The organism is Halorubrum sp. PV6 (genome assembly GCF_003990725.2).
Classification (GTDB): domain Archaea; phylum Halobacteriota; class Halobacteria; order Halobacteriales; family Haloferacaceae; genus Halorubrum.
This window is the reverse complement of the sequence record NZ_CP030064.1, coordinates 1,163,811-1,187,109: the sequence shown is the minus strand read 5'-3', so window position 1 is coordinate 1,187,109 and position 23,299 is coordinate 1,163,811. Positions and strand designations below refer to the sequence as shown.

Annotated in this window: 15 protein-coding genes and 1 tRNA gene; 3 read left to right on the top strand and 13 right to left on the bottom strand. The window is 67.8% G+C overall.

From position 1 onward, the window contains the following. Window positions 1-2 precede the first annotated feature (2 nt). The 3 genes from DOS48_RS19610 to DOS48_RS19600 are packed head-to-tail and all read right to left on the bottom strand — an operon-like array spanning window position 3 to window position 6,513. Window positions 3-542 carry a hypothetical protein gene (locus DOS48_RS19610; protein ID WP_127117349.1) on the bottom strand — a complete coding sequence of 180 codons (540 nt, stop codon included), beginning with the start codon at window positions 540-542 and terminating at the stop codon, window positions 3-5. Further along, window positions 532-2,574, bottom strand: coding sequence for a type II secretion system F family protein (locus DOS48_RS19605; protein ID WP_127117348.1), 2,043 nt, complete (start codon window positions 2,572-2,574; stop codon window positions 532-534). The genes DOS48_RS19610 and DOS48_RS19605 overlap by 11 nt, the downstream gene beginning before the upstream one ends. A gap of 27 nt (window positions 2,575-2,601) precedes the next feature. After that, window positions 2,602-6,513 carry an ATPase, T2SS/T4P/T4SS family gene (locus DOS48_RS19600; protein ID WP_127117347.1) on the bottom strand — a complete coding sequence of 1,304 codons (3,912 nt, stop codon included), beginning with the start codon at window positions 6,511-6,513 and terminating at the stop codon, window positions 2,602-2,604. 174 nt (window positions 6,514-6,687) lie between these two features. On the opposite strand from DOS48_RS19600, the gene DOS48_RS19595 reads away from it, so the two are divergent. After that, on the top strand, window positions 6,688-7,392 hold the full coding sequence (locus tag DOS48_RS19595) for a DUF1405 domain-containing protein (RefSeq protein ID WP_127117346.1): 705 nt from the start codon (window positions 6,688-6,690) through the stop codon (window positions 7,390-7,392). 107 nt (window positions 7,393-7,499) lie between these two features. On the opposite strand, the gene DOS48_RS19590 is transcribed toward DOS48_RS19595, so the two are convergent. After that, window positions 7,500-7,572 (bottom strand) — tRNA-Arg (locus DOS48_RS19590). A gap of 53 nt (window positions 7,573-7,625) precedes the next feature. After that, window positions 7,626-7,919, bottom strand: a complete 294-nt coding sequence (locus DOS48_RS19585; RefSeq protein WP_127117345.1) for a twin-arginine translocase TatA/TatE family subunit — start codon at window positions 7,917-7,919, stop codon at window positions 7,626-7,628. A 195-nt stretch (window positions 7,920-8,114) separates the two neighbouring features. Here DOS48_RS19585 and DOS48_RS19580 point away from each other — a divergent pair, with 195 nt between their 5' ends. Then, the gene (locus DOS48_RS19580; protein ID WP_127117344.1) at window positions 8,115-8,585 is read left to right on the top strand and encodes a redoxin domain-containing protein; all 471 of its coding nucleotides are present in this window, start codon (window positions 8,115-8,117) and stop codon (window positions 8,583-8,585) included. Window positions 8,586-8,704: 119 nt separating this feature from the next. Here the strand turns inward: DOS48_RS19580 and gyrA are convergent, their stop codons facing one another. The 7 genes from gyrA to DOS48_RS19545 all read right to left on the bottom strand — a co-directional run bounded on the left by gyrA (window position 8,705) and on the right by DOS48_RS19545 (window position 19,323). Then, window positions 8,705-11,305, bottom strand: a complete 2,601-nt coding sequence (gene gyrA / locus DOS48_RS19575) for a DNA gyrase subunit A (protein WP_127117343.1) — start codon at window positions 11,303-11,305, stop codon at window positions 8,705-8,707. Continuing rightward, on the bottom strand, window positions 11,302-13,239 hold the full coding sequence (gene gyrB, locus DOS48_RS19570; protein ID WP_127117342.1) for a DNA topoisomerase (ATP-hydrolyzing) subunit B: 1,938 nt from the start codon (window positions 13,237-13,239) through the stop codon (window positions 11,302-11,304). The genes gyrA and gyrB overlap by 4 nt, the downstream gene beginning before the upstream one ends. Window positions 13,240-13,320: 81 nt before the next feature. Beyond that, window positions 13,321-14,247, bottom strand: coding sequence for a hypothetical protein (locus tag DOS48_RS19565; protein WP_127117341.1), 927 nt, complete (start codon window positions 14,245-14,247; stop codon window positions 13,321-13,323). Between the two features lie 101 nt (window positions 14,248-14,348). After that, a complete protein-coding gene (locus DOS48_RS19560) occupies window positions 14,349-15,851 on the bottom strand; it encodes an MATE family efflux transporter (RefSeq protein WP_127117340.1) in 1,503 nt (500 codons plus the stop codon). An 89-nt stretch (window positions 15,852-15,940) separates the two neighbouring features. After that, window positions 15,941-16,369, bottom strand: coding sequence for an EamA family transporter (locus DOS48_RS19555; protein ID WP_127117339.1), 429 nt, complete (start codon window positions 16,367-16,369; stop codon window positions 15,941-15,943). A gap of 30 nt (window positions 16,370-16,399) precedes the next feature. Next, window positions 16,400-18,118, bottom strand: coding sequence for a histidine kinase N-terminal 7TM domain-containing protein (locus DOS48_RS19550; RefSeq protein ID WP_127117338.1), 1,719 nt, complete (start codon window positions 18,116-18,118; stop codon window positions 16,400-16,402). An 86-nt stretch (window positions 18,119-18,204) separates the two neighbouring features. Further along, window positions 18,205-19,323 (bottom strand): UbiA family prenyltransferase, encoded by a 1,119-nt coding sequence (locus DOS48_RS19545; RefSeq protein ID WP_127117337.1) that lies wholly within the window; start codon window positions 19,321-19,323, stop codon window positions 18,205-18,207. Between the two features lie 245 nt (window positions 19,324-19,568). Here DOS48_RS19545 and DOS48_RS19540 point away from each other — a divergent pair, with 245 nt between their 5' ends. Beyond that, the gene (locus DOS48_RS19540) at window positions 19,569-20,339 is read left to right on the top strand and encodes a VOC family protein (protein ID WP_127117336.1); all 771 of its coding nucleotides are present in this window, start codon (window positions 19,569-19,571) and stop codon (window positions 20,337-20,339) included. A 91-nt stretch (window positions 20,340-20,430) separates the two neighbouring features. Here the strand turns inward: DOS48_RS19540 and DOS48_RS19535 are convergent, their stop codons facing one another. Further along, entirely contained in the window at window positions 20,431-23,196 is a 2,766-nt protein-coding gene (locus tag DOS48_RS19535) for a PAS domain S-box protein (protein ID WP_127117335.1), read from the bottom strand. Window positions 23,197-23,299: the final 103 nt, after the last annotated feature.

The following is a 23,299-nucleotide window of genomic DNA, read 5'->3' as shown; positions in this document are numbered from 1 at the left end:
GATCACCACACCCGTACCGTGAGCCGGTACTGCGTCCCGCCGAGCGAGACGAGTCGCTGTGAGACGGTCACGTCCCCGCGTCCCACGTCGTTCGGATCGCCGGTCGACCGACTCTGTTCGACATCGAACACGCCGTACCGGGTCGCGATAGAGAGGTTCGACGGGTTCTGGTTGGGAGTTCGCTCGTCGAGGTCGTGGATCACCACCTGTACGTCGCCGTCGATTCCGTAGTGGCTCGCGAGGCTCGCGGCGACCTCCGGGTGACAGCCCGCTTGGGTCCCGAGCGTCGCGTTCGCGGTCAGGAACGCGACGGTACACGCCGGCGACAACACGCCGGGTTCCGTCGGCGACGCCGCGAGGAGATCGCCGGCGACGCCGGACGCGACGCGGTCGCTCACGACGGGCGAGGCGGTCGCGGCCGCCGAGAACGGGTCGAAGAGCGTCGGGACGAACGCGACCACGAACGCGAGCGTCAACACGAACACGCCCGCGCCGACGGCGAAGTCGACCGGGGTCTGCGCGCGGGCGCCGTCAGCCGACATAGATCCACACCCCCAGCGCGAGCGTCATGAGGACGACGGAGAACTTGACGCCGGAGACGAGGTCGGCGTTACGGATGTAGCCGCTGATAAAGCCGGAGAGGATCGCCTGCAGCGTCACGGCGTGGAAGAACAGCAGCGAGAGCACGTCCGGCTCGACGCCCCCGCCGCCGAAGCTCGGCCCGCCGCCCGCCGAGGCGGTGCTGGCGCTGTCGGCCTGCGAGGCCAACCCGCCCATCACCTCGATGAACTGCGTCTGGAGGATCGCCATGACGCCGAGGAGGGTGACGTACGTCATCACGATGATCGCCACCTGCATCCGGGTTCGAGACCGCCGGTCGCGTTCGATGTCGTCCTGGTTCTCCGAGGCCTGCGCGGCCGTGGTCAACACGTCCGTGATCTCCGAGGAAGCCTCTTGGGCCTCCGAGATGAGCTTCACCGTCCGGGCGAGTCGGGGGACCGCGTAGGTGTTGTTGAACTCGACGAAGGCGTCCCGCAGGCTCATACCGTAGTTCACCTTCGCGTGTATCACTTCGAACTCTTCTGCGAGTTTACCGCTCGACGTCTCGGAGACCGCCGCCACCGATTCGAGGAGCGTCTGTCCGGTGTCGTTCGCAGACGAGAGCTTTCGGAGGCTCTCGGAGAGGTTCTCGGTCACCGCCCGCTGTGACCGTCGGCTCCACTCGTGAAACACTGCGAGCGGGACCATCACGATGTAGGCGGGGACGTACACCCAGATGAACGTCGACCACACGGGCCGGCCGACCCACCCGTCGACGGTCGTGGGTGCGGTCCCCGAGGCGGCCGCGATGGCGACGAGGACGAGCGCGGTCGGAACCGACACCGCGAGCGTGTACAGCGGGTTGTCTCGGAAGAACACGTGCGGCTCGGAGACGATCTGTTTTGTCTTGTACGTCCCCTCCTTGTCGCGAATTCGGTCGAAGACGCTGAACTGCCCGACGAACCCCTCGATGAGCCCGAAGTGGATCAGCCCTTCCTGGCTGGCCTGTTGAAGCCGGTCGCTCCCCCCGTCTGGATGGAGGTAGCCGTCGCCCGGCTCGTCCTGCTTGACGGTGGAGACCAACACGAGGAACCCGACGCCCGTCAGCGGAATGAGCGCGTACACGGTCGCGTAGAGCAGGCGCGGGTCGGACTCGCCCATCATCCCCATGATGACGAGGATGATGATGAGAAGCAGCGGGAACAGCGACAGCGTCATGTACATCTCGCCGAACAGCTCCAGCGTCTCCAGTGTCATCTCGCGCTCCTGTTTCGACGTGCGGAGGTGTTTCTCCTTTTTGTCTTTTAAGAACCCCTCCATGTCGCCGCCGGAGTTGACGATAGAGAGCATGTCGGCGAGGAACTGCGAGAGCTCGTCGGAGGGCGTCTCCATCGACTGCTGGCGGATCGCGTTCCGGTAGTCGGTCCCGAAGTACTCCGTCTCGTTGACGATGCTCTGGAACTCGCGTGACACCTCGCCGTAGGTGTCTTCCGCCGCCGCCATCGCGCGCAGGATTTCGAGCTGGTTCAGCCCGCCGACAGACAGCGCGTACATGAACGACACCGAGTCGGCCAAGAGGAGGTTTATCTCGCGTTTCCGCGCCGACGCCCGCGAGTACGGCATCGCGACGATGCCGCCGAACCCGGTCGCGAACCCGATAGAGCCGAACACGAGCCCGCTGACGAGCACCGCCGTCGGCACGACGAGCGCGCGCAGGAACGCCTGCATCTCCGGCCCCGACACGGGCACGCCGAGCGAGAGCGACTCCGGCTGGACCAGTCCGAGCGAAAAGGCGCCGTACCCAATCAGCGTCCCGACGGCCCAGAGCACCCCGCCGACGATCAGGCCGACACCGAGCGCCCTGGAGATGAACATCTCCACTTGGTCCGCCATGCGCGCCTCCGCGAGTTTGCGCTCCACGTCGGCCACGAAGTCGCCGTCGGGGTCGAACAGCAGTTCGAAGACGGGGTAAAACAGCTCCGCGAGGAGGTTCCCCTCGGCGGTGCCGTCCGTGACGCCGATGTCGAGACTCATGGGTGCCGCCTCGCGCGAGTCATCGGACTATCGATCCTCCGGCGACTCGACGGACCCGAAGCCCCAGTCGTCGATCTCCTCGGGGTCGGGGTCGCCGTCTCCGTTTCCGTCGCTGTCACCCTCCGAGTCCTCGTCGAGGTCCGCATCGGCCGCTTCGTCGGTGGCGGCCTCTTGGTCGTTGTCAGCGTCCTCGTCGAGGTCCGCATCGGCCTCTTCGTCGGCGTCGGCGTTTTCGCTGACGCCCGGATTCTCGTCGGCAGGAGCGTTCGCTACCGGGTCGAGCACGTCGATACCCTCGTCGAACGGCTCTTCGAAGTCGATGCCCTCGTCGTCGCTATCCGACTGCTCGTCGTCGAGGTCGATGTCCGCCCTGCCGTCATTCGGTGTCTCGACGTCTCCTGCGCCGGTTTCGTGCGGTGATCGGGCGCCCGGCGAATCATCGCGTTCGGCGTCTGCTTCGTTCGTGCCGTCTTCCCCGCCGCCGTCGTCCGCGGTCCCTTCGGGCTCCGCCGCGTGTGTCGTGCCGAATTGGCCGTTCGACGGCGGCTGGCCGGCGCTACGAGCCGTGTCTGCGAGTTCGTCCCGCTCGTCGACTCCGCCGTGCTCACCGACGGGACCGACCGCGCCGAAGGTCCCGCTCTGGTCGGGGGCATCGACCGGCCCGACCGCGTCGGCCTCGGCCTCGTCGGCCGACTCCGGCGGGGGCTCGTCGGTGTCAGACGGTTGTGCGCTCTCGCGTTCGGCTCCCGACTCGCCCGCCACAGTCGCCTCGAGTTCCGCTTCGAGGTCGGCCGCCGCCTCGGCGGCCTCCGCGAGCGCCTCGTGGTCGGTGCCGGGCTCCGCTTCCACGTCCTCCGCAGGCTCGATGTCGAGCAGCGCGTCGGCGACGGAGTCGGGGATCTGACCGCGGTACTCCGCGAACAGGTCCTCGGCCTCTTCGAGGATCTGTTCGACCTCCTCGCGGCCGTCCTCGTCCGGCTCCGGTCGCGGCACCATCTCCTCTTTGTCGCGGTCGACGTTGATGAGCACCGACTCCATCTCGCGGAGGTCCTCGAGCGACCGCTCCAACTGGTCGTTGGCCATCAGCGCGAGCACCGTGTCGGGGTCGTTGATGAAGGCCATGAACGTCGCGGCGACCTGCGCGTAGCTGTTGAGTCCACGGTCGATGAGGTACGCCAACACGACTCGGCGTTTCTGGAGCTCCTCGTTTAACACCGCCCGACTCCAGCCGCGGTCGAACATGATGTCTTCGAGGGTGTTCGACGCGCCCATCTGGAGGTACTCGTCCGTCTCCGCCTGCCACTGGAACACGTCTTGGACGTTGATCTCGTCGTTTTCGGCGTCGTAGTGGTTGATCTCGGTCAGCGACTTGTTCCGGCGCACCTTCTTCCCCTGGACCCGCGTGGAGGTCTGGACGGAGACCAGATCGAGCGCCGTGAACATCGTCTTCGAGACGTTGATCGGTTCGGTGGTGAACCGCTTGAGGACCTCGCCGACCGTGTCGGCGTGGAACGTCGTGTACGTGGTGTGACCCGTCGACATCACCTGGAAGGCGGTTCGGCCCTCCTCGCCGCGGATCTCGCCCATCACGATGTAGTCCGGACGCTGTCGGAGCGCCGCTTCGAGCAGGTTGAACTCGTCGATGTCGCCCTTGTCGTCGTCGGAGAAGGAGGGCCGGGTGACGGAGGCGATCCAGTTGCGCTGGGGGAGTTCGACCTCGCGGGTGTCCTCGATGGAGACGATCTTCGCGTTCGAGGGGATAAAGAGGGAGACCGCGTTCAGGCTCGTCGTCTTCCCGGAGGCGGTACCGCCCGCGAAGATCAGGCTCTTGTGGTTCTCGATGGAGAGCCAGAGGAACGCCATCTGGTCGAGCGAGAACGTCTTCCAGTTTATCAGGTCGATCGGCGTGAAGGGGACGTCGTTGAACTGCCGGATGGTGTAGTTCGTCCCGTGGTCCGACACCTCTCGGCCGAGCGTGAGCTGCGCGCGGGAGCCGTCCGTGAGCGTGGCGTCGACTTGGGGGCGCCGCTTCGAGATACCCTTTCCGGAGCGCTGCGCCAGCTTCACCACGAAGTCGTCGAGTTCGTCGGTCCCGTGGTAGATGTTGGTGATGATCTGCTCGTAGTCGGAGTGGTAGACGAAGACGGGCGAGTTGTACCCGTCACAGGAGATGTCCTCGACGTTGATGTCGTATTTGATCGGGTCGATACGCTCGTACCCGATGAAGTCCCGCTTGAGGTAGTAGAGCAGCCGCTCGACCTGGTGTTCGGAGAGGGTGTCCGGGTCCTCCGCGAGTATGGCCGGCTCGGGCCGGGCGAGTATCTTCGACGACCGCGGCTCGGACTCGGTCGGCGGCTCGTAGCCGAGCGACTCGCTGATCCGGCCGAGAATACCCTCCGTGAGGTCGAAGCCGAAGCGCCCGGCGAGGGAGTCGACGACATCGTCGATGGCGCTCGGCCGGTCCGTCGTCCGCTCGTAGAGGTCGTACCGGTCGAGCAGGCGGAGCGTCTCGTCGACGATCACCTCTTGGCGGAACGTCTCGTCGCCCCCGGATATCGCCTCGTCGGCGTACTTGATCGAGGTCCGGAGTTTCCCCGTCAGGAACTCGACCAGATCGGTCTCGATCTCCGTCCGGTACGGCTGGACGGCGTAGTACTTGACCTCGTTCTCCTTCGTCGAGCGGAAGACGATCACGAACGCGTACGGCTTGTTCACCCAGTAGCGCTCTATCTCCCGGAAGTGGAGCTTCTTCGGCATGGGGACCGACTTCTCTAGGTCGTACCGGTTCGCGAGGGTCGTGTGCCCCTCGTCCGTCGAGAAGAACGCGTCCTCGTCGACCTCGGGATTCACGTTCACCGTGCGCTCGTCGACGAGGTCCGCGAGGTCGGCGGCGGCGCCTCCCCCCGCCCCGAGCAACTCCTCGGTCCGGTCGGGGTCGAAGCCGAGCGCCTCGACTTTGTCCTCGTGGGTGAACTCCAAGGGCTCGTCCTCCTCGTCGGTCGGAGGGTTCCCCTCCTCGTCGAAGAAGAACTCGTCGCGGTAGTCGTCCCACGTGTAGTACCCCTTGAGAACCGGGACCTCGTAGAGGTTGTACCGCGCAGAACACAGGTCCCACAGCAGGTCGGCGACCGCACCGCCGTCCTCGACGCGAGCGCGCGTCTCCGAGGGGTGAAACCCGAGAAACTCGCTCGGGTCGACGCCCGATCGCTCCCACTCCTCGGCCGTCGGCGTCCGCCGCGGGACCATCTCGACGGCGCTCCCGGCGGCGACGACGACACCGGGGACGCCCGGCCCGTCGACGTCGATTCCGGGTCGCGGCTCGGGGTCGGCCCGCTCCGGGCTGTCGTCTCCGGGCGGATCGTCCCGGTCGGCCGGATCGTCGCGTGCGTCGTCGTCCTGGTCGGCTCCGTCTTCGTTGTCTTCGATTTCGTCGTGTTCGCCCTCGTCAGCCTCGTCGCTCTCGTCTCCACCGTCTTCCTCGTCGCCGTCGGCCGCCTCCTCGTTGATCCCGTCGTTGCTCTCGTCGTCGACCGACTCCGCCTCCGGGGGCGGCGTCACCGCTGCGACGCTAGTTCCGGCCGGAACGACGGCCGCGCCGCTGAGGACGACGTGGTCGGTTCCGATCACGAGCGTGCCGGCTTCCGGCGTCTCGTGGCCCGGAACGGCGGTGTCGCCGTCGGCGAGGTACGGCTCCTCGACGCCCGCCGCGCGGATCACTCGGTCGACGCCGTCCTCGAAGTGCCCCTCGACGGCTGTCGACGGAACGACCGCCTGCTCGCCGATGTCCGTATACAGCGTCGAGACGGCCTCGTCGTGTCCCTGATCGCGGAGGAACGTCCGCCACGAGTATCGCCCCACGGACACGGGGCGATCAGACGCCGCCGAATCCGCCGTCTCCTCGGGAGAGAGCGGCAGACGCTCGGCGTCGTCAGATTCCATGCGTGGGACAACGGCGCAGCCGTTTAAAAAGGTGTCCTGAAAAAAACCGAAGTTGATAATCCCCGGAAGGCGTCGCTTGGTCCCGATCGCGTTTCTGTTTCACTCGGTGAATCAGACCCACAAATCGTCCCCGAGGGCGGCGGTCTTTAGGTCGCCGCGCTCGAAGCGGTCGCCGTGACACGCTCCGACGACGCCGGCCGGCTCCGATCGCTCGGTCGGCTCCGCCGCGCGCCCGTCCGGCGACGCGTTCGCGACGCGGTCGCCGGCGAGCTGCTCGGCACCGTCCGGAGTCTCGGCGTCGTCCTCGGGTTCACCGCGTTCATGCTCGCGGTCGGGATCGGCTACTACGCGCCGACCGCCGGCGAGGTGCCGGTCCCGCTGTGGCCGCTGTACGCGGACTCGGCCGTCGCGGTCGCGCTCGGCGGACTGGTCCTCGTCGACGTCCTGTCGACGGTCCGTCGCGGCGAGCGCGTGACCGACGCCCCGGTCTCCCGCGGTCGCGCGTACCTCCAGACGCTCGCGTTCGTCTGGTTGGTCCAGTTCGGCCTCTGGCCGCTCGTCTCGCTGAACCTCGCGTTCGGGTCGTACGTCGCGGCCCCCGACGCGTGGATCTACTACTGGGGCGTCCTCGGGACGCACCTCTGTTTCGTCGGTCTCGCGCTGCTGTTCCCGGCGTTCGGCCGGACCACCCGCGGCGCGTTGGCGCTCGCGGTCGCGGTCGTCGTCGGCAACGTCGGCCTCGATTACGGGCTGGGGTATCACCCGCCGCTGTTGTACGAGCCGGGACCGCTGCTGGCCGGAGCGACGCTCGCCATCGGCCTCGGGTCGGTGTGGCTCGCCGGCCGGTCGTTCCGACGGCTCGGCGACGATGGTCGCTGAGCGCTGGTGGGAGGACGACGAGAGGCGGGCACGGCGAGATCCCCGCAAGCGAACGCAGTGAGCGAGCGTGGAGCCGGTCGTGCCCGTGACTGAGCGAAGCGAAGAAACGGGCGCGACGGGATTCGAACCCGCGATCGAGAGGTTAGGAACCTCTCGCCCTGTCCGCTAGGCCACGCGCCCAAATCCGATACAAAAAACGCCGCGACGGGGATCGGTCGGCCTCGGAGCGCCGATCAGGCGCTGGTTTCTTTTTCGGTTTCCGTTTCGGTCTCGGACTCGACTCCGGCGTCCTCGTCGTCGATCACCGAGTCGGCCGCGACGGCCTCTTCCTCCTCGCCGTCTTTCATCTGTTTCAGTTCGTCCTCAACCTCCTCACGTCCCTTCTTGAACTCGCCCATCGCCTGGCCGGTCGACCGAGCGAGTTTCGGGATCTTGTTGGCACCGAAAAGCAGCACCAGCACGAGCAGGATGATGAGGAGTTCCGGGCCCGCCGGAATGCCGCCGATCAGTGGAATCGAAGTTACCATCTCTACACTTCTGTAACTCTCTGGCGATTATAGTCTTTTTGCCTCGATGAACGGGACACAACCGCCGCGCGACCGGCCACACTCTCCTGATCACGGTCGTTTCGACCGAAAGCGAATCGCCGCACCGCCACGCTACCACCCGAGCGTCGGTCCCGAGGTCGAAACGATGATACCGCGGCGCACCGACCGGAAGGTATGACCGACGTTGGCGACGACGCCCCGACGTTCACCGCCTCGCTCGTGACCGACGACATGGAGCCGTTCGACCTGTCCGACCACCTCGGCGACGAGCCGGTCGTCCTCGCCTTCTTCCCGGCGGCCTTCTCGAACACCTGCACGGACGAGATGGAGGCGCTCCGAGACGGGTTCGACCGTGACGACTGCACGCTGTTCGGCGTGAGTACCGACCTCCCGCACGCGCTCGACGCCTACCGCGTGCAGTACGACCTCCCGTTTGCGCTCGTCGCCGACCCGGCCCACCGTGGGATAACGGCGTACGACGTCGTCGATTCGTTCGACCACATCGGCGTCGACACGGTGGCACAGCGCGCCGTCTTCGTGATCGACGGCGACGGCGTCGTGACGCACCGCTGGCTCGCGGACAATCCGGGACAGGAACCCGACTACGACGCCCTGGCGACGGCGGTCGACGAGGCATCGAAGTAAGCGCCGGCGGCGAGTCCCCGTCTCGGGCGGGGAACAGTGACTGTACCGGGGTGAGAATACGAGCGATCGCCGACCGCTGCGACTCGTCTACTTATAAGTAATACCGTCGGCGGACGCGACTACTCGGCGGGGACGCTCTCGTCGTCTTCCGGTTCGTCGGCGTCTCCACCTTCGTCGGCACCGTCCGCTTCGCCCGCGCCGTCCGCTTCGCCCGCGCCGTCCGCTTCGTCGGCGTCACCCGTTTCCTCGGCCGCCTGCTCGGACGCCGTGTTTACCGCCTCGGGCACGATGTCGACGGAGGCGACCGTGTCGTTCGGATCCAGATTCATCACGATGACGCCCTTCGTGTTCCGGCTCACCGTCGAAATCTCCTCGACGCGGGTCCGCATGATCTGTCCGGCGTCGCTCATCGCGAGCAGGTGGTCGCCGTAGGTCACCGCCTCGATGGCGACCGCCTGGCCGTTTCGGTCGCCGGTCTTGATGTCGATCAGCCCCTTCCCGTTGCGGGACTGCAGGCGGTACTCGTCGAGGTCGGAGCGCTTCCCGTAGCCGTTCTCCGTGACGGTGAGCACCCAGTTGTGGTACTCGTCGTCGATGGCCGCCACGCCGGCGACCGCGTCCCCCTCGCGGAGGTCGATGCCGATGACGCCGCGGGCGGTCCGCCCCATCGCGCGCGCCTCCGACTCGTCGAACCGGATCGCCATCCCGTTCCGGCTCCCGATGACGATGTCGCGCTCGCCGTCGGTCACCTCGACGTCGACCAGTTCGTCGCCGTCTTCCAGCCGGATCGCTCGGATGCCGGTCGTCCGGATGTTCGCGAACTCGTCGACGGCGGTGCGTTTGATGTACCCGTCGCGGGTCACCATCGTGAGGAACTCGTCGTCGTCTAAGTCCTCGGTGTTGACGACCGCCTCGATCTCCTCGCCGTCGTCGAGGTCGAGGAGGTTGACCGCGGACTTCCCGCGGGCAGTCCGGGACATCTCCGGGATCTCGTAGGTCTTCAGTTCGTAGATCTGCCCCTGGTTCGTGAACACGAGGAGGTAGTCGTGGGAGTTGGCGGCGAACACCGACGAGACCCGGTCGCCTTCCTTCAGATCGGTGCCGATGATCCCCTTCCCGCCGCGGTTCTGCGCCCGGAAGGTGTCGAGCGACATCCGCTTGATGTAGTCGTCTTCGCTCATCACGACGACGCACTCCTCCTCGGGGATGAGGTCCTCGTGTGTCACGTCGCCCACGTCCTCGATGAAGCTCGTGCGGCGCTCGTCGCCGTACTCGTCTTTGATCTCCCGCAGTTCGTCGATGATCACGTCGTCGAGTTCGTCGGGGTTCGCGAGGATCGTTTCCAGCCGCTCGATCCGCGCGGTCACGTCCTCGTACTCGGATTCGATCTCCTGGGTCTCCATCGACGTGAGCGAGCCGAGCTGCATCCGGACGATGTGGGCCGCCTGCGCCTCGCTGAACTCGTACTCGGCTTCGAGCGCCGCCTTCGCGGCGTCGCGGTCGTCGGAGTCCTGGATCGTCTCGACCACGTCGTCGACCTGTTCGAGCGCTTTCAGGCGGCCTTCGAGGATGTGCGCCCGGTCTTCGCGCTCCGCGAGTTCGTGTTCGGAGCGCCGACGCACCACGTCACGCCGGTGTTCGACGTAGTGGCGGAGCGTCTCTTTTAAATCCAACACCTGCGGCGAGCCGTCGACCAAGGCGAGGTTGATGACGCCGAAAGTGCGTTCGAGGTGGCTCTCTAACAGCTGGTTTTTGACCACAGAGGCCATCGCGTCGCGTTTGAGTTCGACGACGACGCGGATCCCGTCGCGGTCGGACTCGTCGCGCAGGTCGCGGATCCCCTCGATTGCGCCGTCGTTGACGTCCTCGGCGATGCGCTCGACGAGCCGCGACTTGTTCTGCTGGAAGGGGAGTTCGGAGATGACGATGCGGCCCTCCTCCTCGTTGACCTCGAACTCGGCGCGGACGCGGACCCGGCCGCGACCCGTCTTGTACGCCTTGTGGACCGCGTTCCGCCCGACGATGTTCGCGCCAGTCGGGAAGTCGGGTCCTTTGACGTGTTCCATCAGGTCTTCGACGGTGCAGTCGGGCGATTGGATCAGCTCGATCGTGGCGTCGACGACCTCGCCGAGGTTGTGCGGCGGGATGTTCGTCGACATCCCGACGGCGATGCCCGACGACCCGTTGACGAGCAGGTTCGGGAACGCCGACGGCAACACCTCGGGCTCTTCGAGCCGGTCGTCGTAGTTCGACGAGAAGTCGACGGTGTCGCGTTCGATGTCGGCCAGCAGCTCCTCGGCGATGGGAGCCATCCGCGCCTCCGTGTACCGCATCGCGGCCGGCGGGTCGCCGTCGACGGAGCCGAAGTTCCCCTGCCCGTCCACGAGGGGATACCGCATCGAGAAGTCCTGAGCCATCCGCGCGAGCGTGTCGTAGATGGCGCTGTCGCCGTGCGGGTGGTAATCACCCATCGTCTCGCCGACGACGGACGAGGACTTGCGGTGCGAGGAGTTGCTGGTGACGCCCGCCTCGTGCATCGCGTAGAGGATACGCCGGTGGACGGGTTTGAGCCCGTCGCGAACGTCGGGGAGTGCGCGCCCCGCGATCACCGACATCGCGTAGTCGATGTACGACTGTTCCATCTCGTCTTCGATGCGGGCGTTCGTCACCTGCGCGGCGCGGACGCTGCCGGGGTCGACGTCGGGCGCGTCGGAGCTCATATATCCACCCACTCGGCCTCGGTCGCGTGCTCTTTGATGAACTGTTTCCGCGGCTCGACGGCGTCACCCATCAGGACGTTGAACATGCGGTCGGCGGCGGCCGCGTCGTCGACGTTGATGCGCTTGAGGTGTCGGTTTTCGGGGTCCATCGTCGTGTCCCACAGCTGGTCCGGGTTCATCTCGCCGAGGCCCTTGAACCGCTGGACCTGGTCGGGGTTGCGGTCGCACTCTTCGGCGACGATCCGGTCGCGCTCCGCCTCCGTCATCGCGTCGTACGTCTGGCCGCGGTAGCGGACGCGGTAGAGGGGCGGCTGGGCCGCGTACACGTAGCCGGCCTCCAGGAGTGGCTTCATGTGGCGGTAGAGGAGCGTCAGGAGGAGCGTGCGGATGTGGGCGCCGTCGACGTCGGCGTCCGTCATGATGATGATCTTGTTGTACCGGGCGTCGTCGATGTCGAACTCCTCGCCGATGCCGGCGCCGATGGCGGTGATCAGCGCGCGGATCTCGTCGTTCTCCAAGATGCGGTCGAGCCGGTGTTTCTCGACGTTGAGGATCTTCCCTTTAAGCGGGAGAATCGCCTGGTTCTCGCGGTTACGGCCCTGTTTCGCCGACCCGCCGGCCGAGTCGCCCTCGACGACGAACAGCTCCGCTTCCGAGGGGTCGCGGGTCTGACAGTCGGCGAGCTTTCCGGGCAGCGCGGTCGATTCGAGCGCCGACTTCCGCCGGGTCAGCTCCTCGGCTTTCTTCGCCGCTTTGCGCGCTCTGGCCGCCTCGGCGGCCTTGTGGACGACCTTCTGTGCGGTGTCGGGGTTCTCCTCGAAGAACGTGCCGAGCTTCTCGTGGGTCGCGGACTCGACGATGCCGCGGACCTCGCTGTTGCCGAGTTTGGTTTTCGTCTGTCCCTCGAACTGCGGGTCGGGATGTTTCACCGAGATGACCGCCGTGAGCCCCTCGCGAACGTCCTCGCCTTTCAGGTTCGCGTCGAGGTCGTCGACGAGACCGTGCTCGTTGGCGTAGTCGTTGACGGTCCGCGTCAGCGCCGTCTTGAACCCGGTGAGGTGGGTGCCGCCCTCGCGGGTGTTGATGTTGTTCGCGAACGCGTGGACGGAGCCCTGCAGCTCCTCGGTCGCCTGCATCGCGACCTCGACGTGGATGTCGTCGCTTTCGTCCGCGAAGTAGATGACATCGTCGTGGATCGCGGTCCGCGTCTCGTTGAGGTAGCCGACGAACTCTCGGATGCCGCCCTCGTAGCGGAACGTCTCCTCGTCGCCAACGTCGCCCGTCGCCTCCGGGTCGCGCTCGTCGACCAGCGAGACGGCGACGCCGGAGTTGAGGAACGCCAACTCGCGCAGGCGGCTGGCCAGCGTGGAGAACTCGAACTCGGACGTTTCGAATATCTCGCCGTCGGGCCAGAATCGGATGTACGTCCCCGTCTCCTCGTCGCTTTCGAGATCGCGGACGCGCTCGAAGCCGTCCTCGACGGGCTCTCCGCGGGCGAACTCGTGGCGGTAGACCCCGCCGTCGCGTTTCACCTCGACCTCCAGTCGCTCGGAGAGGGCGTTGACGACGCTGACGCCGACGCCGTGGAGGCCCCCGGAGACCTGGTACGACTTGGAGTCGAACTTCCCGCCGGCGTGTAAGACGGTCATGATCACTTCGAGTGCCGGGCGGTCGTACTTCTCGTGGGTGTCGACCGGGATCCCCCGACCGTCGTCGCTGACGCTGACGGAGTCGTCGTCGTGTACCGTGACGGTGATGTCGTCGCAGTACCCTGCGAGCGCCTCGTCGATGGAGTTGTCGACGACCTCGTAGACGAGATGGTGGAGCCCCCGACCGTCCGTGGACCCGATGTACATCGCCGGTCGTTTACGGACGGCCTGCAGGCCTTCGAGAACCTGAATCTGGCCGGCTCCGTATTCGCTCTGCTCTGACATAGAACTTACCGGAGATAGTCGATGCCCGCTTATAAAGCCGGCGCACGCGCGCGGGCGTGTGAGCAAACTACCAGAAGGAAGCTACCTACCGCTCGGCGAGTCGCCGGACGCCGCCCGACCGTCGAGGGCCGGTCGCACCCGATCACGGACCGACGCGCGGAGTCGGTCGGGGTCGACGCCCCTGCCGCCGCCCCCGAACCGAACCAGCGTCTCCCTGGCGATGCTCTCGATGACGCGCTCGACGACGGCGTCGACGGCCGGCGTCGCTCCCTGCCGGCTCAGCGCCGCGACCGCGCGCTCGACGCGCTCGTCGGTCGCGTGGGCTGTAGCGACGGCCTCGGGGGCGGCGTCGGCCTCGGGACCGGCGTCGGGCTCGGCCGCGACGACGGATTCGGAGTCTGGCGTGTCGGACCGACCGCTCGACTCGCCCGCGGCGAGTTTCGCGCGCCCGCCGCGTTTGTTCCGGACGACGACCCCCGCGGCGGGACCGTCGCGCCACGCGGAGGCGGGAACCGCGTACCCGTCCGGGTCGAAGTCCCTGGCGTTCACCTCGCGGGCGACCGCGTTTATCGGTTCGAGGCCGATCCCCTCGAAGATGGCCGCGGCGGCGTCGGGCGGGCGAAACGCGCCGTCGGCCGGGTCGGATTCCGAGCCGATCCACACGTCGGCGCCTAAAAACGGCGGCAGGCGCTCCCAGTCGTAGTCGGTGCCGCAGTGGTGCGTGGCGACGCCGAAGAACTCCACGCGCTCCGGGGTCGGAACCGCGTCGCGGAGGGCTTCGCGGTCGAACCGCTCGCGGACCCACCTGACCGCGGGGCGAAGGGGAAGCGGGACCGCGTCCGGGTCGTCGTACGTCGTCTCCGCGTCGCCGAAACGGAGGAGCCCGGAGTCGTCCATCTGGAACCGGAGCCGCGTCCCGTCGACCAGTTCGAGGAGCCAGAGGTGGCCGTCGAGGACGTCGCCGTCGACGACCTCGCGGATGTCGGGGAGCGGTGGAACGGGGTGCATGGGGTGTCGCGTCGTTCTGACCTGCGTGACGGAAGGGGTTGGCTCTTGGGGGTCGCGTCTCGGCGACGCCGGGGCGTGGAGGTATTTATATACGCCTCAGGTCAGTCGTCCGCGGGTGCGTCCGGGCGGTACGCCTCGCTTATCGCCTTCCACTTCCCGGAGCGGAACCGCCAGTAGTTGATCGCGGCCGGGATCGTCGTCTCGGCGACGAACGCGAGGTAGACGCCCCACAGGCCGATTGCGGGGAGCGCAACGGACGGGAGCGTCAGGGCAGTCCCCGGCACCCCAATCGCCGGCGTCGCCTCGTAGGCCCCGACGTACGCCAGCGGGATCGAGACGCAGAACATCCCGAGGAACTGGCTCGCGAAGGGAATCTTCGTGTCGCCGGCCGCGTCGAGCGGCCCCGCCGCCCCGCCGGAGACGCCCTGAAAGACGACCGCCACGCAGGCCGCGTAGACGAAGGTGACGGCGATCGGTACCTCGGGGCTCTGCGGGGTTTCAGCGAACAGCGCCACGATGTCGGTCGCAAAGACGGCCGTCACCGCCGCGAAGACGACGTAGGTCGCCACCGAAAAGCGGATGATGTCGGTGGCGTACGCCTCCGCTTCGGCGGGGTCTTCGCCGCCGAGCTCCTGCCCGACCAGGCTGGAGGAGGCGAGGCCGAAGCCCCAGCCGGGGGCGTTCATGATCCCCCAGATGCGGCGAGCGATGACGAACGCGGCGACCGTGTTCTCGCCGAACACGTCGAGGATGGCCAACATCGGGAACTCCGCGACCGTCCACACGAGGTTTCGCGCGCCGACCGGGAGCCCGATCTCGACGAGGTCGCGGAACATGTCGGGGTTGCGGTACGACCCGAGCGGGTCGATGGCGATCGGGAACGCGCCCAGGCCGGGGAGCCGCCCGCGCACGAGGCCGACCGCGAACGCGCCGACGGCGAGGACGTTGGAGAGGACGGTCCCGACCGCGGCGCCCTCGACGCCCCAGCCGAGCCCGAAGATGAACGCGGCGCTGAGGACGATGTTCGCGACCGCGCCGCCCGCCCGGACCTGCATCGCGGTGTAGGCGTCGTCACAGCCGACGAGGACGCGGCTCCCGACGAGGTTGAGCGCGGCAAAGGGGACGCCGAGGCCGACGATCCGGAGGTAGTCGGCGCCGAAGGCGATCGCCGCCTCGTTGCTGCTCAACACCCGGATGAGACGGGTGGGTGCGGTCCAAAATATCGCGGAGACGGGGATAGTGATCGCGACGGCGAGCACGACGCTCGCCCGGACGGCGTCGCCCAGTTCGTCGTACGCCTCCGCCCCGAAGCGCTGGGAGACGAGGGCGATGGTCCCGCCGGCGACGCCCCCGCCGAGCGCGAACGCGAGCCCCCAGTACGGGCCGGCGAAGCCGACGCCGGCGACGGCGCTGGTGCCGACGGCGACGCCGACCATCGCCACGTCGACCGCGTTCTTCGACATCCGGGCCACGCCCGTCACGATCCGAGGCCAGGCGAGGTCCGCGGTCCGGACCACGCGGTGTCGGTCGATCAGCCCCACCCTTGCGAGGGCGAAGCCGATGTAGAGGATCAACGCACGGAACGGGTTCGGGAGGTGGACCACTGCGGATACGCCCCTTTTCCCGTGGTCGCTAAAGGGATTTCGTCACGCGGCGGTCGTTTCCGGATCGGTCGTCACGCGGTCGCGGCGGCTCACGCCCCCGACACGAGGTACACGGAGACCGCGGCGAAGACGATGCCGAGCGCCTTCCGGGCGCCGAACGACTCGCCTAAAAAGAGGAAGCCGATCACCGACGAGAAGACGAGAAACATCGCGAAGATGGGCGTCACCACGCTCACCGGCCCCAAGGCGAGCGACCGGTACAGCGAGAGGATGCCGATCCCGAGGAAGACGCCGGCCGCGAGGACGTGGAGCATCTTCGGCGAGGTCAGGTGGGTCGTGAACCCCTGGTCCGTGGACGCGAGGACGCCGACGGCCATGACGATGAGGAGAGAGTTGGAGACGACGACGGCCACGTCGCTCGGGACCGCGTCCGGCCCGGTCGTCGCGACGCGCATCAGCGGCGAGACCAGCGCGTACGCGCCCATCGCGAGCAGAGCGTAGGGCAGATACGAGTTCATGTCCGGAGGTGAGCGCCCCCGAACAAGTGCCTATCGACCGGGGTCAGCGACGACCTCGGACCGCTCGCCCTCCGGCGCGTCCCCCATCGGAGCCGACACGGTGACCACCGTTCCGGTCGGCTCGCGGTCGGCGAAGGAGACCCGGCCGCCTATCGTCTCGACGCCCCACTTGACGATCCACAGGCCGACGCCGCTCGCGTGTTCGAGGGGCGTCTCGACGCCCTGCGTCAGCACGGCCCGCTCGGCCGGGGCGATTCCGGGGCCGTCGTCGGCGATGGAGAGTTCGATCCAGCCGTCCGCGGCCGACGCCTCGATCCACACGGACGGGCGGTCGGCGTCGTTGTGTTCGACCGCGTTCGAACAGAGGTTCTCCACGACCGCCTGAAGCGTCGCCGGGACGCGCACGTCCGGCACCTCGTCGCAGACCGACACCTGGGCGCGGGGCCACCGGTCGCGGAGGTCCGCGGCGGCGTCCTCGATGATCGTCGCCACCGGGAGCGGCGGGTCCGGCTCCGAGACCGGGTCGAACAGGTCGCTCGCGGCCTTCGTCCGCTCGCTGAGCTTATAAATGCGCGCGGCGCTCTCCTTGACGACCGAGAGCGCTCGCTCGTCGCCCGGCGTCGTCTCCAGCCGGTCCGTGTACCCCTGGATCAGATTCGTCTCCGTTCGGATGTCGTGGCGGAACACCCTGTTGAGCACGTTCAGGCGCTGCTGTTGGATGATGTACTCGCCCACGTCGTGATACACCGCGAGACGACCGACCGCTCTCCCGTGGTCGTCGGTCACGTCTCGCACGGTGACCTCGTAGGGGCGCCGACCGTTCTCTCCGACGATCGAGAGCGGCCCGACGTCGCCCTGCCCGGTTTGAAGCTCGTCGTAGTGCGGGACCACCGCCGTCGCCGCCTCGCCGATGGCCGTCCGCCTGTCGACCCCGAAGACCTCCGCCGCACAGCGGTTCAGGTCCAGCACGTACCCCTCGGTGCCGACGACGAACACCGGGTCGTGGAGCTGTTCGAACACGAGCTGGCGGGCTCGCCGCCGCGGCGCTGGGGTCAGGGTCAGCAGCCGGAACCGCGAGAGCGCGAGGAGGTAGGCGACGCCGGAGACCGCGAACGCGAGCGGCGTCGGGTCCAGTCCCGGCACCGGAACCGCTCCCGAGAGGTAGACGATGCTGCTGATCCACGGCGCCGCCGTGCCGACGAGCAGCGCCGCGCTCTGCCCCTGGAACGGGCGGGCTTCGTCGCGGACGAGCTGGAGGATGGGGATCGACCCGATGATCCCCAGCAGGTAGGTGTAGCCGGCCATGACGTAGTACCACGGGCCGGGGTCGACCCGGAGGAACGACCCGACCATGGTGTCGGACACCTCTCGGTCCACGACGACGAGGCCGTACGGGTCGCCCGTCGCGACCACGAGGAGGGTGACTGCCGGGGCGACGCAGGCCGCGGCCACGACGCCCGGTCTCACGTACCGGTCGCGGCCGGTGTACTCCAGCGCGAACAGCAGCCACGCCACGGGCACCAGGACCACTCCGACCCACTGTACGTCGTACCAGAGGGCCTTCGCGGCGAGCGTCGCCGCTTCGAGTTCCAAGACGAGGAACACGGTCCACCACACCTGTCCGGCGAGGAGCAGCGAGAGCCACGTCGCGCCGGCGTCGGGGCGCTCTCGCCACGCGAGTATCGCCGCGGACGTGCCAGTGACCACCGCGGCGAGGAGCGCAACGGAGAGCGAACTCAGCCCGATCACACTTAATTACACGCAAAGGGAATATTAATAATTTTGTTTTCAGCGGTTGACATCCGCGACGCGCCGAGCGCGTCGCCGACGAGCGCCTACCCGATCAGTCGCACCCCCGCGATGACGGCGCCGACCAAGAGGTACGTACCGTCCGGAGCGACGCCCAGAACCGACGCGTCGTCGACGCGCCCGGCGAGCGACGTGACGAAGAGCGACGCCGCCAGACCGACGCCGAGCGCGGCGACCAGCGGCCACGCGAACAGGCCGGCGACGGCGGCGCTCGTCACGACGACCGCGACGACCCCGTCGACGCCGTACAACAGCCACCGGGTCCGGGCGACGCCGAAGACGACGGGAAGCGTCTTGACGCCGACCGCCGCGTCGGCCTCGACGTCTCGAACGTTCGGGAGTTCCGCGTCGACGAACGACCGGAGGAAGAAGTACGCGAAGACGACGGCCACCGCGGGTCCGGCCGTCACTCCGGCGAACGCCACCGGGAGGAGCGTGAGCGCGGCGGCCCACGCCGTGGCGACGACGACCGAGTTCAACACGAGCACGTCTTTCAGCCGCGGCACGTGGCGGTACCCGCCGTCGGCCACCGTCGAGCCGACGCCGGACCCGAGCCGACCGCGGGGAATCACGGCGGCGACCGCACCGCCGACGGCCCGCCCGATGTCGGGGAGCCAGTCGGAGGCGTACACGACCCAGCACGCACCGGGAAGCAGGGTGAGCGCGAGCGCGAGGGGGCCGCCGGCGACCGCGAGCGCGACCGCCAGCCCGTAGCCCAGTGCGGCGGCGACCATCTGCTGGTCCCCGTAGCGCCGGGCGAGGAGCGCTCGGCGGGGCGTCGAGGCGGCGTCCGCGTCCGCGTCGGCGACGTGGTCGACGGTGTACACCGCGAAGGTGACGAGCGCGACCACGAGCGGAGCGACGGTGAGGCCGACGCCCAGCAGGGCGGTCGCGATGAACGTCTCGACGGCCGCGACGAGCGCGATGAACGGCGCGCCCGCCGCGAAGGCCCCGAGAAGGCCCGCGGCGTCGACGCTCGTCGGCGCCGAGCGGAGCGGTTCGCCTGCGGGGGGCGCGGCCTCGCGTCGCGCCGGGGCGTCCGAAGCCGACGCGGACGGCGACGGCTCGGACGCGGGCGGTCGGGAGCGATTCAGCGATTCGGTGCCGTCGAGTGGCTCTGACGGCGGATCTGTGTTTTCTGCCATGGTCGAAGCCGGCGCGCCGCCGATCGGCGTCACCCGCCGTCAGCCACTCGAACCGCCGAACGTATCTATTCACCTGCGAACGTGTTAAATGAATGTATTTTATTAGTAGGTTTAAGTCCCGTTCGGAGTTACTCTTGTCGCGTCGCCGGGCGACCGTTACGCGGCCGCCGGGCGCGTCCGCTGTGATCCGGGTCTGTTGTTCCCCCTTCAGTACGCTTTTGAGGCGAGCGGCGCATCGTGTGGGTATGGACGGAACCTTCGATCACGTGATGATCCGCGTCGAGGACCTAGAGGCGAGCCTCGACTGGTATCAGACGCATTTAAACTACGAGGAGAAGGGCCGCTGGGAGGCCGACACGTTCACCAACGTCTTCCTTGGCCCCGAGGAGATGCACGACGACGGCGCGATGCTGGAGCTCACCTACAACCACGACGACCGCACGTACGACGTGGGCGACGCGTGGGGCCATATCGCCGTGCGCGTCCCGGAAGACGCCTTACAGGAGTCGTACGACGAACTGATGGCGGAGGGCGTCGACGACTACCGCGACCCCGAGTCCTGCGGGAACCGCTACGCGTTCGTCACGGACCCGGACGGCCACGAAATCGAGATCGTCAAGCGCGACTACGGCGCGAAGTGGAGCATCGACCACACGATGATCCGCGTCGAGGACGCCGACGAGGCGCTCGGCTACTGGACCCGCAAGTTCGAGTACGCGGAGCAGCCGAGCGGCCGCTGGGAGGCCGACTCCTTCTCGAACTACTTCATGGCGCCCGAGGACGCCCCGAAGGAGGCGATGAGACTGGAGCTCACCTACAACTACGACGGCCGCGAGTACACGATGGGCGACGCGTGGGGCCACCTCGCCGTTCGCGTCGACGACCTCGACGAGGCGTGGGACACCCTGCTGACCCGCGAGGCGCTCGACTACCGCGATCCGGAGTCGTGTGACCACAACTACGCGTTCACGAAAGACCAGGACGGCCACGAGGTCGAACTGGTCACCCGCGACTGACCGCGCTCACGGCGCCCGACCCGCCGGTGTCGGGGACGTCTGTCTGCCGTCACTTTTAAAAGAATCCCAGTATCGCTCGGAGCGCCCGCACTCACCCGTCTTCCGACCGTGTCGCCGGCACCACGCCCGTGATCTCGAACCGGGCGCCGCCCGCCGCCCCGTCGGTAATCCCGATCGACCACCCGTGAGCCGTCACCACCTGTTCGACGATGCGCAGACCGAAGCCGGTTCCCTCCCGTGAGGTCGAGTAGCCGGCGTCGAACACGTCGTCGCGGGACTCCGCCGGGATCCCCGGCCCGTCGTCCTCGACGAAGAACCCCGCCTCGTCCGTCGGCGAACCGGCGGCGTCCCCGTCGCCGAGCGCACCGACCCTGATCGCCACGTCGCTTCCGCCGTGATCGAGCGCGTTTCGCACCAGATTTTCGAGGACCTGCCTGAAGCGAGTCTCGTCGGCGTGGAACCGCAGGTCGCTCTCGACGGTCAGCGACGCGTCGCCGGTCTCGACGGTCTCCCAGCACGACTCGACCAACTCGGAGAGTCGGACCGGCTGCGTCTCCCGGACCTGTTCGCCCTCGCGAGCGAGCCGCAACAGGTCGGAGATGAGCGTCTCCATGCGCTCGTGTGCCCGCGAGACCGCGTCGAGGTGCTCGCTCTCGCAGTCGACCGCGGCGAGTTCGGTCCGTCCCTGCGCCACGTTGAGGGGGTTCCGGAGATCGTGTGACACGACGCTCGCGAACTCCGCTAACCGGTCGTTTTGCCGCTCTAACTTCTCGCTCCGGTCGTGAAGGCGGCTGGTTCGCGCCGTCGCGTTGAGCGCCGTCTCCGCCGCGGTCGCGAGGATTCGCGCGAGGTGTTCGTCGGTCCCGTCGAACACGCCGGGATCGGTCTCGCCGATGGCGATGGTCCCGTGGTCGCCGACGGGGAGGATCATCAGGCTCCGAAGCCCCGTCCCGTTGTCGACCGCCTCGGTGGCCTCGATGTCGTGGTACACTTCGCCCTCGCCCGACTCGTACGCCGCCCAGTTGAGGCTCCCGTCGTCCGGCGTGAACACCGTCCGCTCGGGGAGGATCTCCGCGACCCCGTCCGAGATGGCGACGGGGACGAGCCCGTCGGCGTCCTCGTCGTAGAGCCGGACGGTGACCACGGAAAAGCCCAACACTCCTTCCGCGGCCTCGACGACGAGGTCGGCGATCTCCGCCGGGGACTCCGCCTGGATCAGCCGCCGAGTCGCGTCGTGGATCTGCTCGACGCTCGTCTCGCGGTCGACTCTGTCGAGCGCGGCCTCCAAGTGGTTCGCGAGGATCTTGGCGATGAGCACCTCGGTCTCGGTGAAACTGTTCGGCTCCGACGACGAGATGACGAACAGCCCGTGGTCGCCGATCGGGTGTAACACGATGCTCTCGGCCGGGGTCTCCTCGTCGAGCTCCTCGTACGCCGACAGCGAGTCGACCACGAGCGCGTCGCTTCCGCAGTACGCGTCCCACGCGACGGCGGCGCGCGTCCCGGCCGGTTCGCCCCGGTCGTAGGTCGGCTGCTCGTCGAAAAACGAGGGGACCGACTCCGCGAGCGCGGCCGGTTCGAGCCGGTCCCCGGCGTCGTCGACGAGGTGGACGCCGCTCAGCCCCGCGCCGATGATCTCCTCTGCGGCGTCGACGGCGATCTGCGTGGTCTCGCTGTAGGTTCGCGCGTAGTTGAGGTCCCGCGTCCACTCGCGGAGCCGCGACAGTTTCTGCTCGCGGTCCTTCCGCTCGGAGATGTCGCGAGTGTTGATCACGAACCCGCTGACCCCGTAGTCGTCGAGGCGGTTGCTCCCGACCGACTCGACCCACACGTAGCCCCCGTCTGCGTCCGCCAGTCGGTACTCGACGGTCGGGTTTATCTCTTCGCCAGCGAGCGATTGCGAGAACCGCTCGACGACGCGTTCGCGGTCGTCAGGGTGGACGTACGAGAACGCGTACTCGCCGATCAGCTCGTCCGGGTCGAAGCCGAGGAGTCGCTCGACGGAGGGGCTCGCGTACTGGAACGCCCCGTTCGCGTCGAGCGCCGTGACGATGTCGCTCGACCGCTCGACGAACGCCTGATGTCGCTCAAGATCCGTCACGTCGCGCATGACGCCGACGAGTCGGCGGTTCCCGTCCTCCTCGAACTCGCCGAACGAGACCGAGAGCGCGAACTCGGTCCCGTTTCGGTGTTTCCCCGGCAACTCGATCCGCGACCAGTCCATCGTTCGCTCGCCGGTCTCGAAGTATCGCCCGAGCGCCCTGCGGTGTGCGTCGTGTTCGCGGTCGGGCATCAGCTTCGCCAACGGTTCGCCCTCCAACTCCGCGGGCTCGTACCCGAAGAGGCGCTCGACCGCCGGGTTCGCGAAGCGGATCCGACTGTCGGTGTCGATGGTCACGATCGCGTCCATCGAGTGGTCGGTGATCGCACGCAGGTGCGACTGCGTCCGGTCGGCCTCGCGCTCGATCCGACGCTTCTCGACGGCGTCGGCGACGCGGTTCGCGAGCATCTGGTACTGCTCGGTGCCGCCGCTCTTCTGTAAGTAGTCCGTCACGCCCGACGATATCGCCTCGCTGGCGACCGACTCCGACCCCTTCCCGGTGTAGAGGATGAAGGGGATGTCCGCGTCGCGCTCGCGGACCGCCTCCAGGAACTCGATGCCGTTTTTCCCCGGCATGTCGTGGTCCGAGATGACGCAGTCGATATCGCCGTCGCCGGCGAGACGGTCGAGCCCCTCCTCGGCGTTCAACGCGGTCTCGACCGCGATTCGCGAGTCTTCACGCTCCAGGAACGACGCGGTGAGATCCGAGAGATCCGGATCGTCGTCGACGTGGAGGACTCGGATCGGTTCACTCATCGAGTCACGGTACTCGTGACGGTGCAATAACCGTTTGGACCGCCGGAAACGAGGCAGTTCGTCGGTCTGTCACTTCGAACATCGCGTGATCGCCGACCCGGCT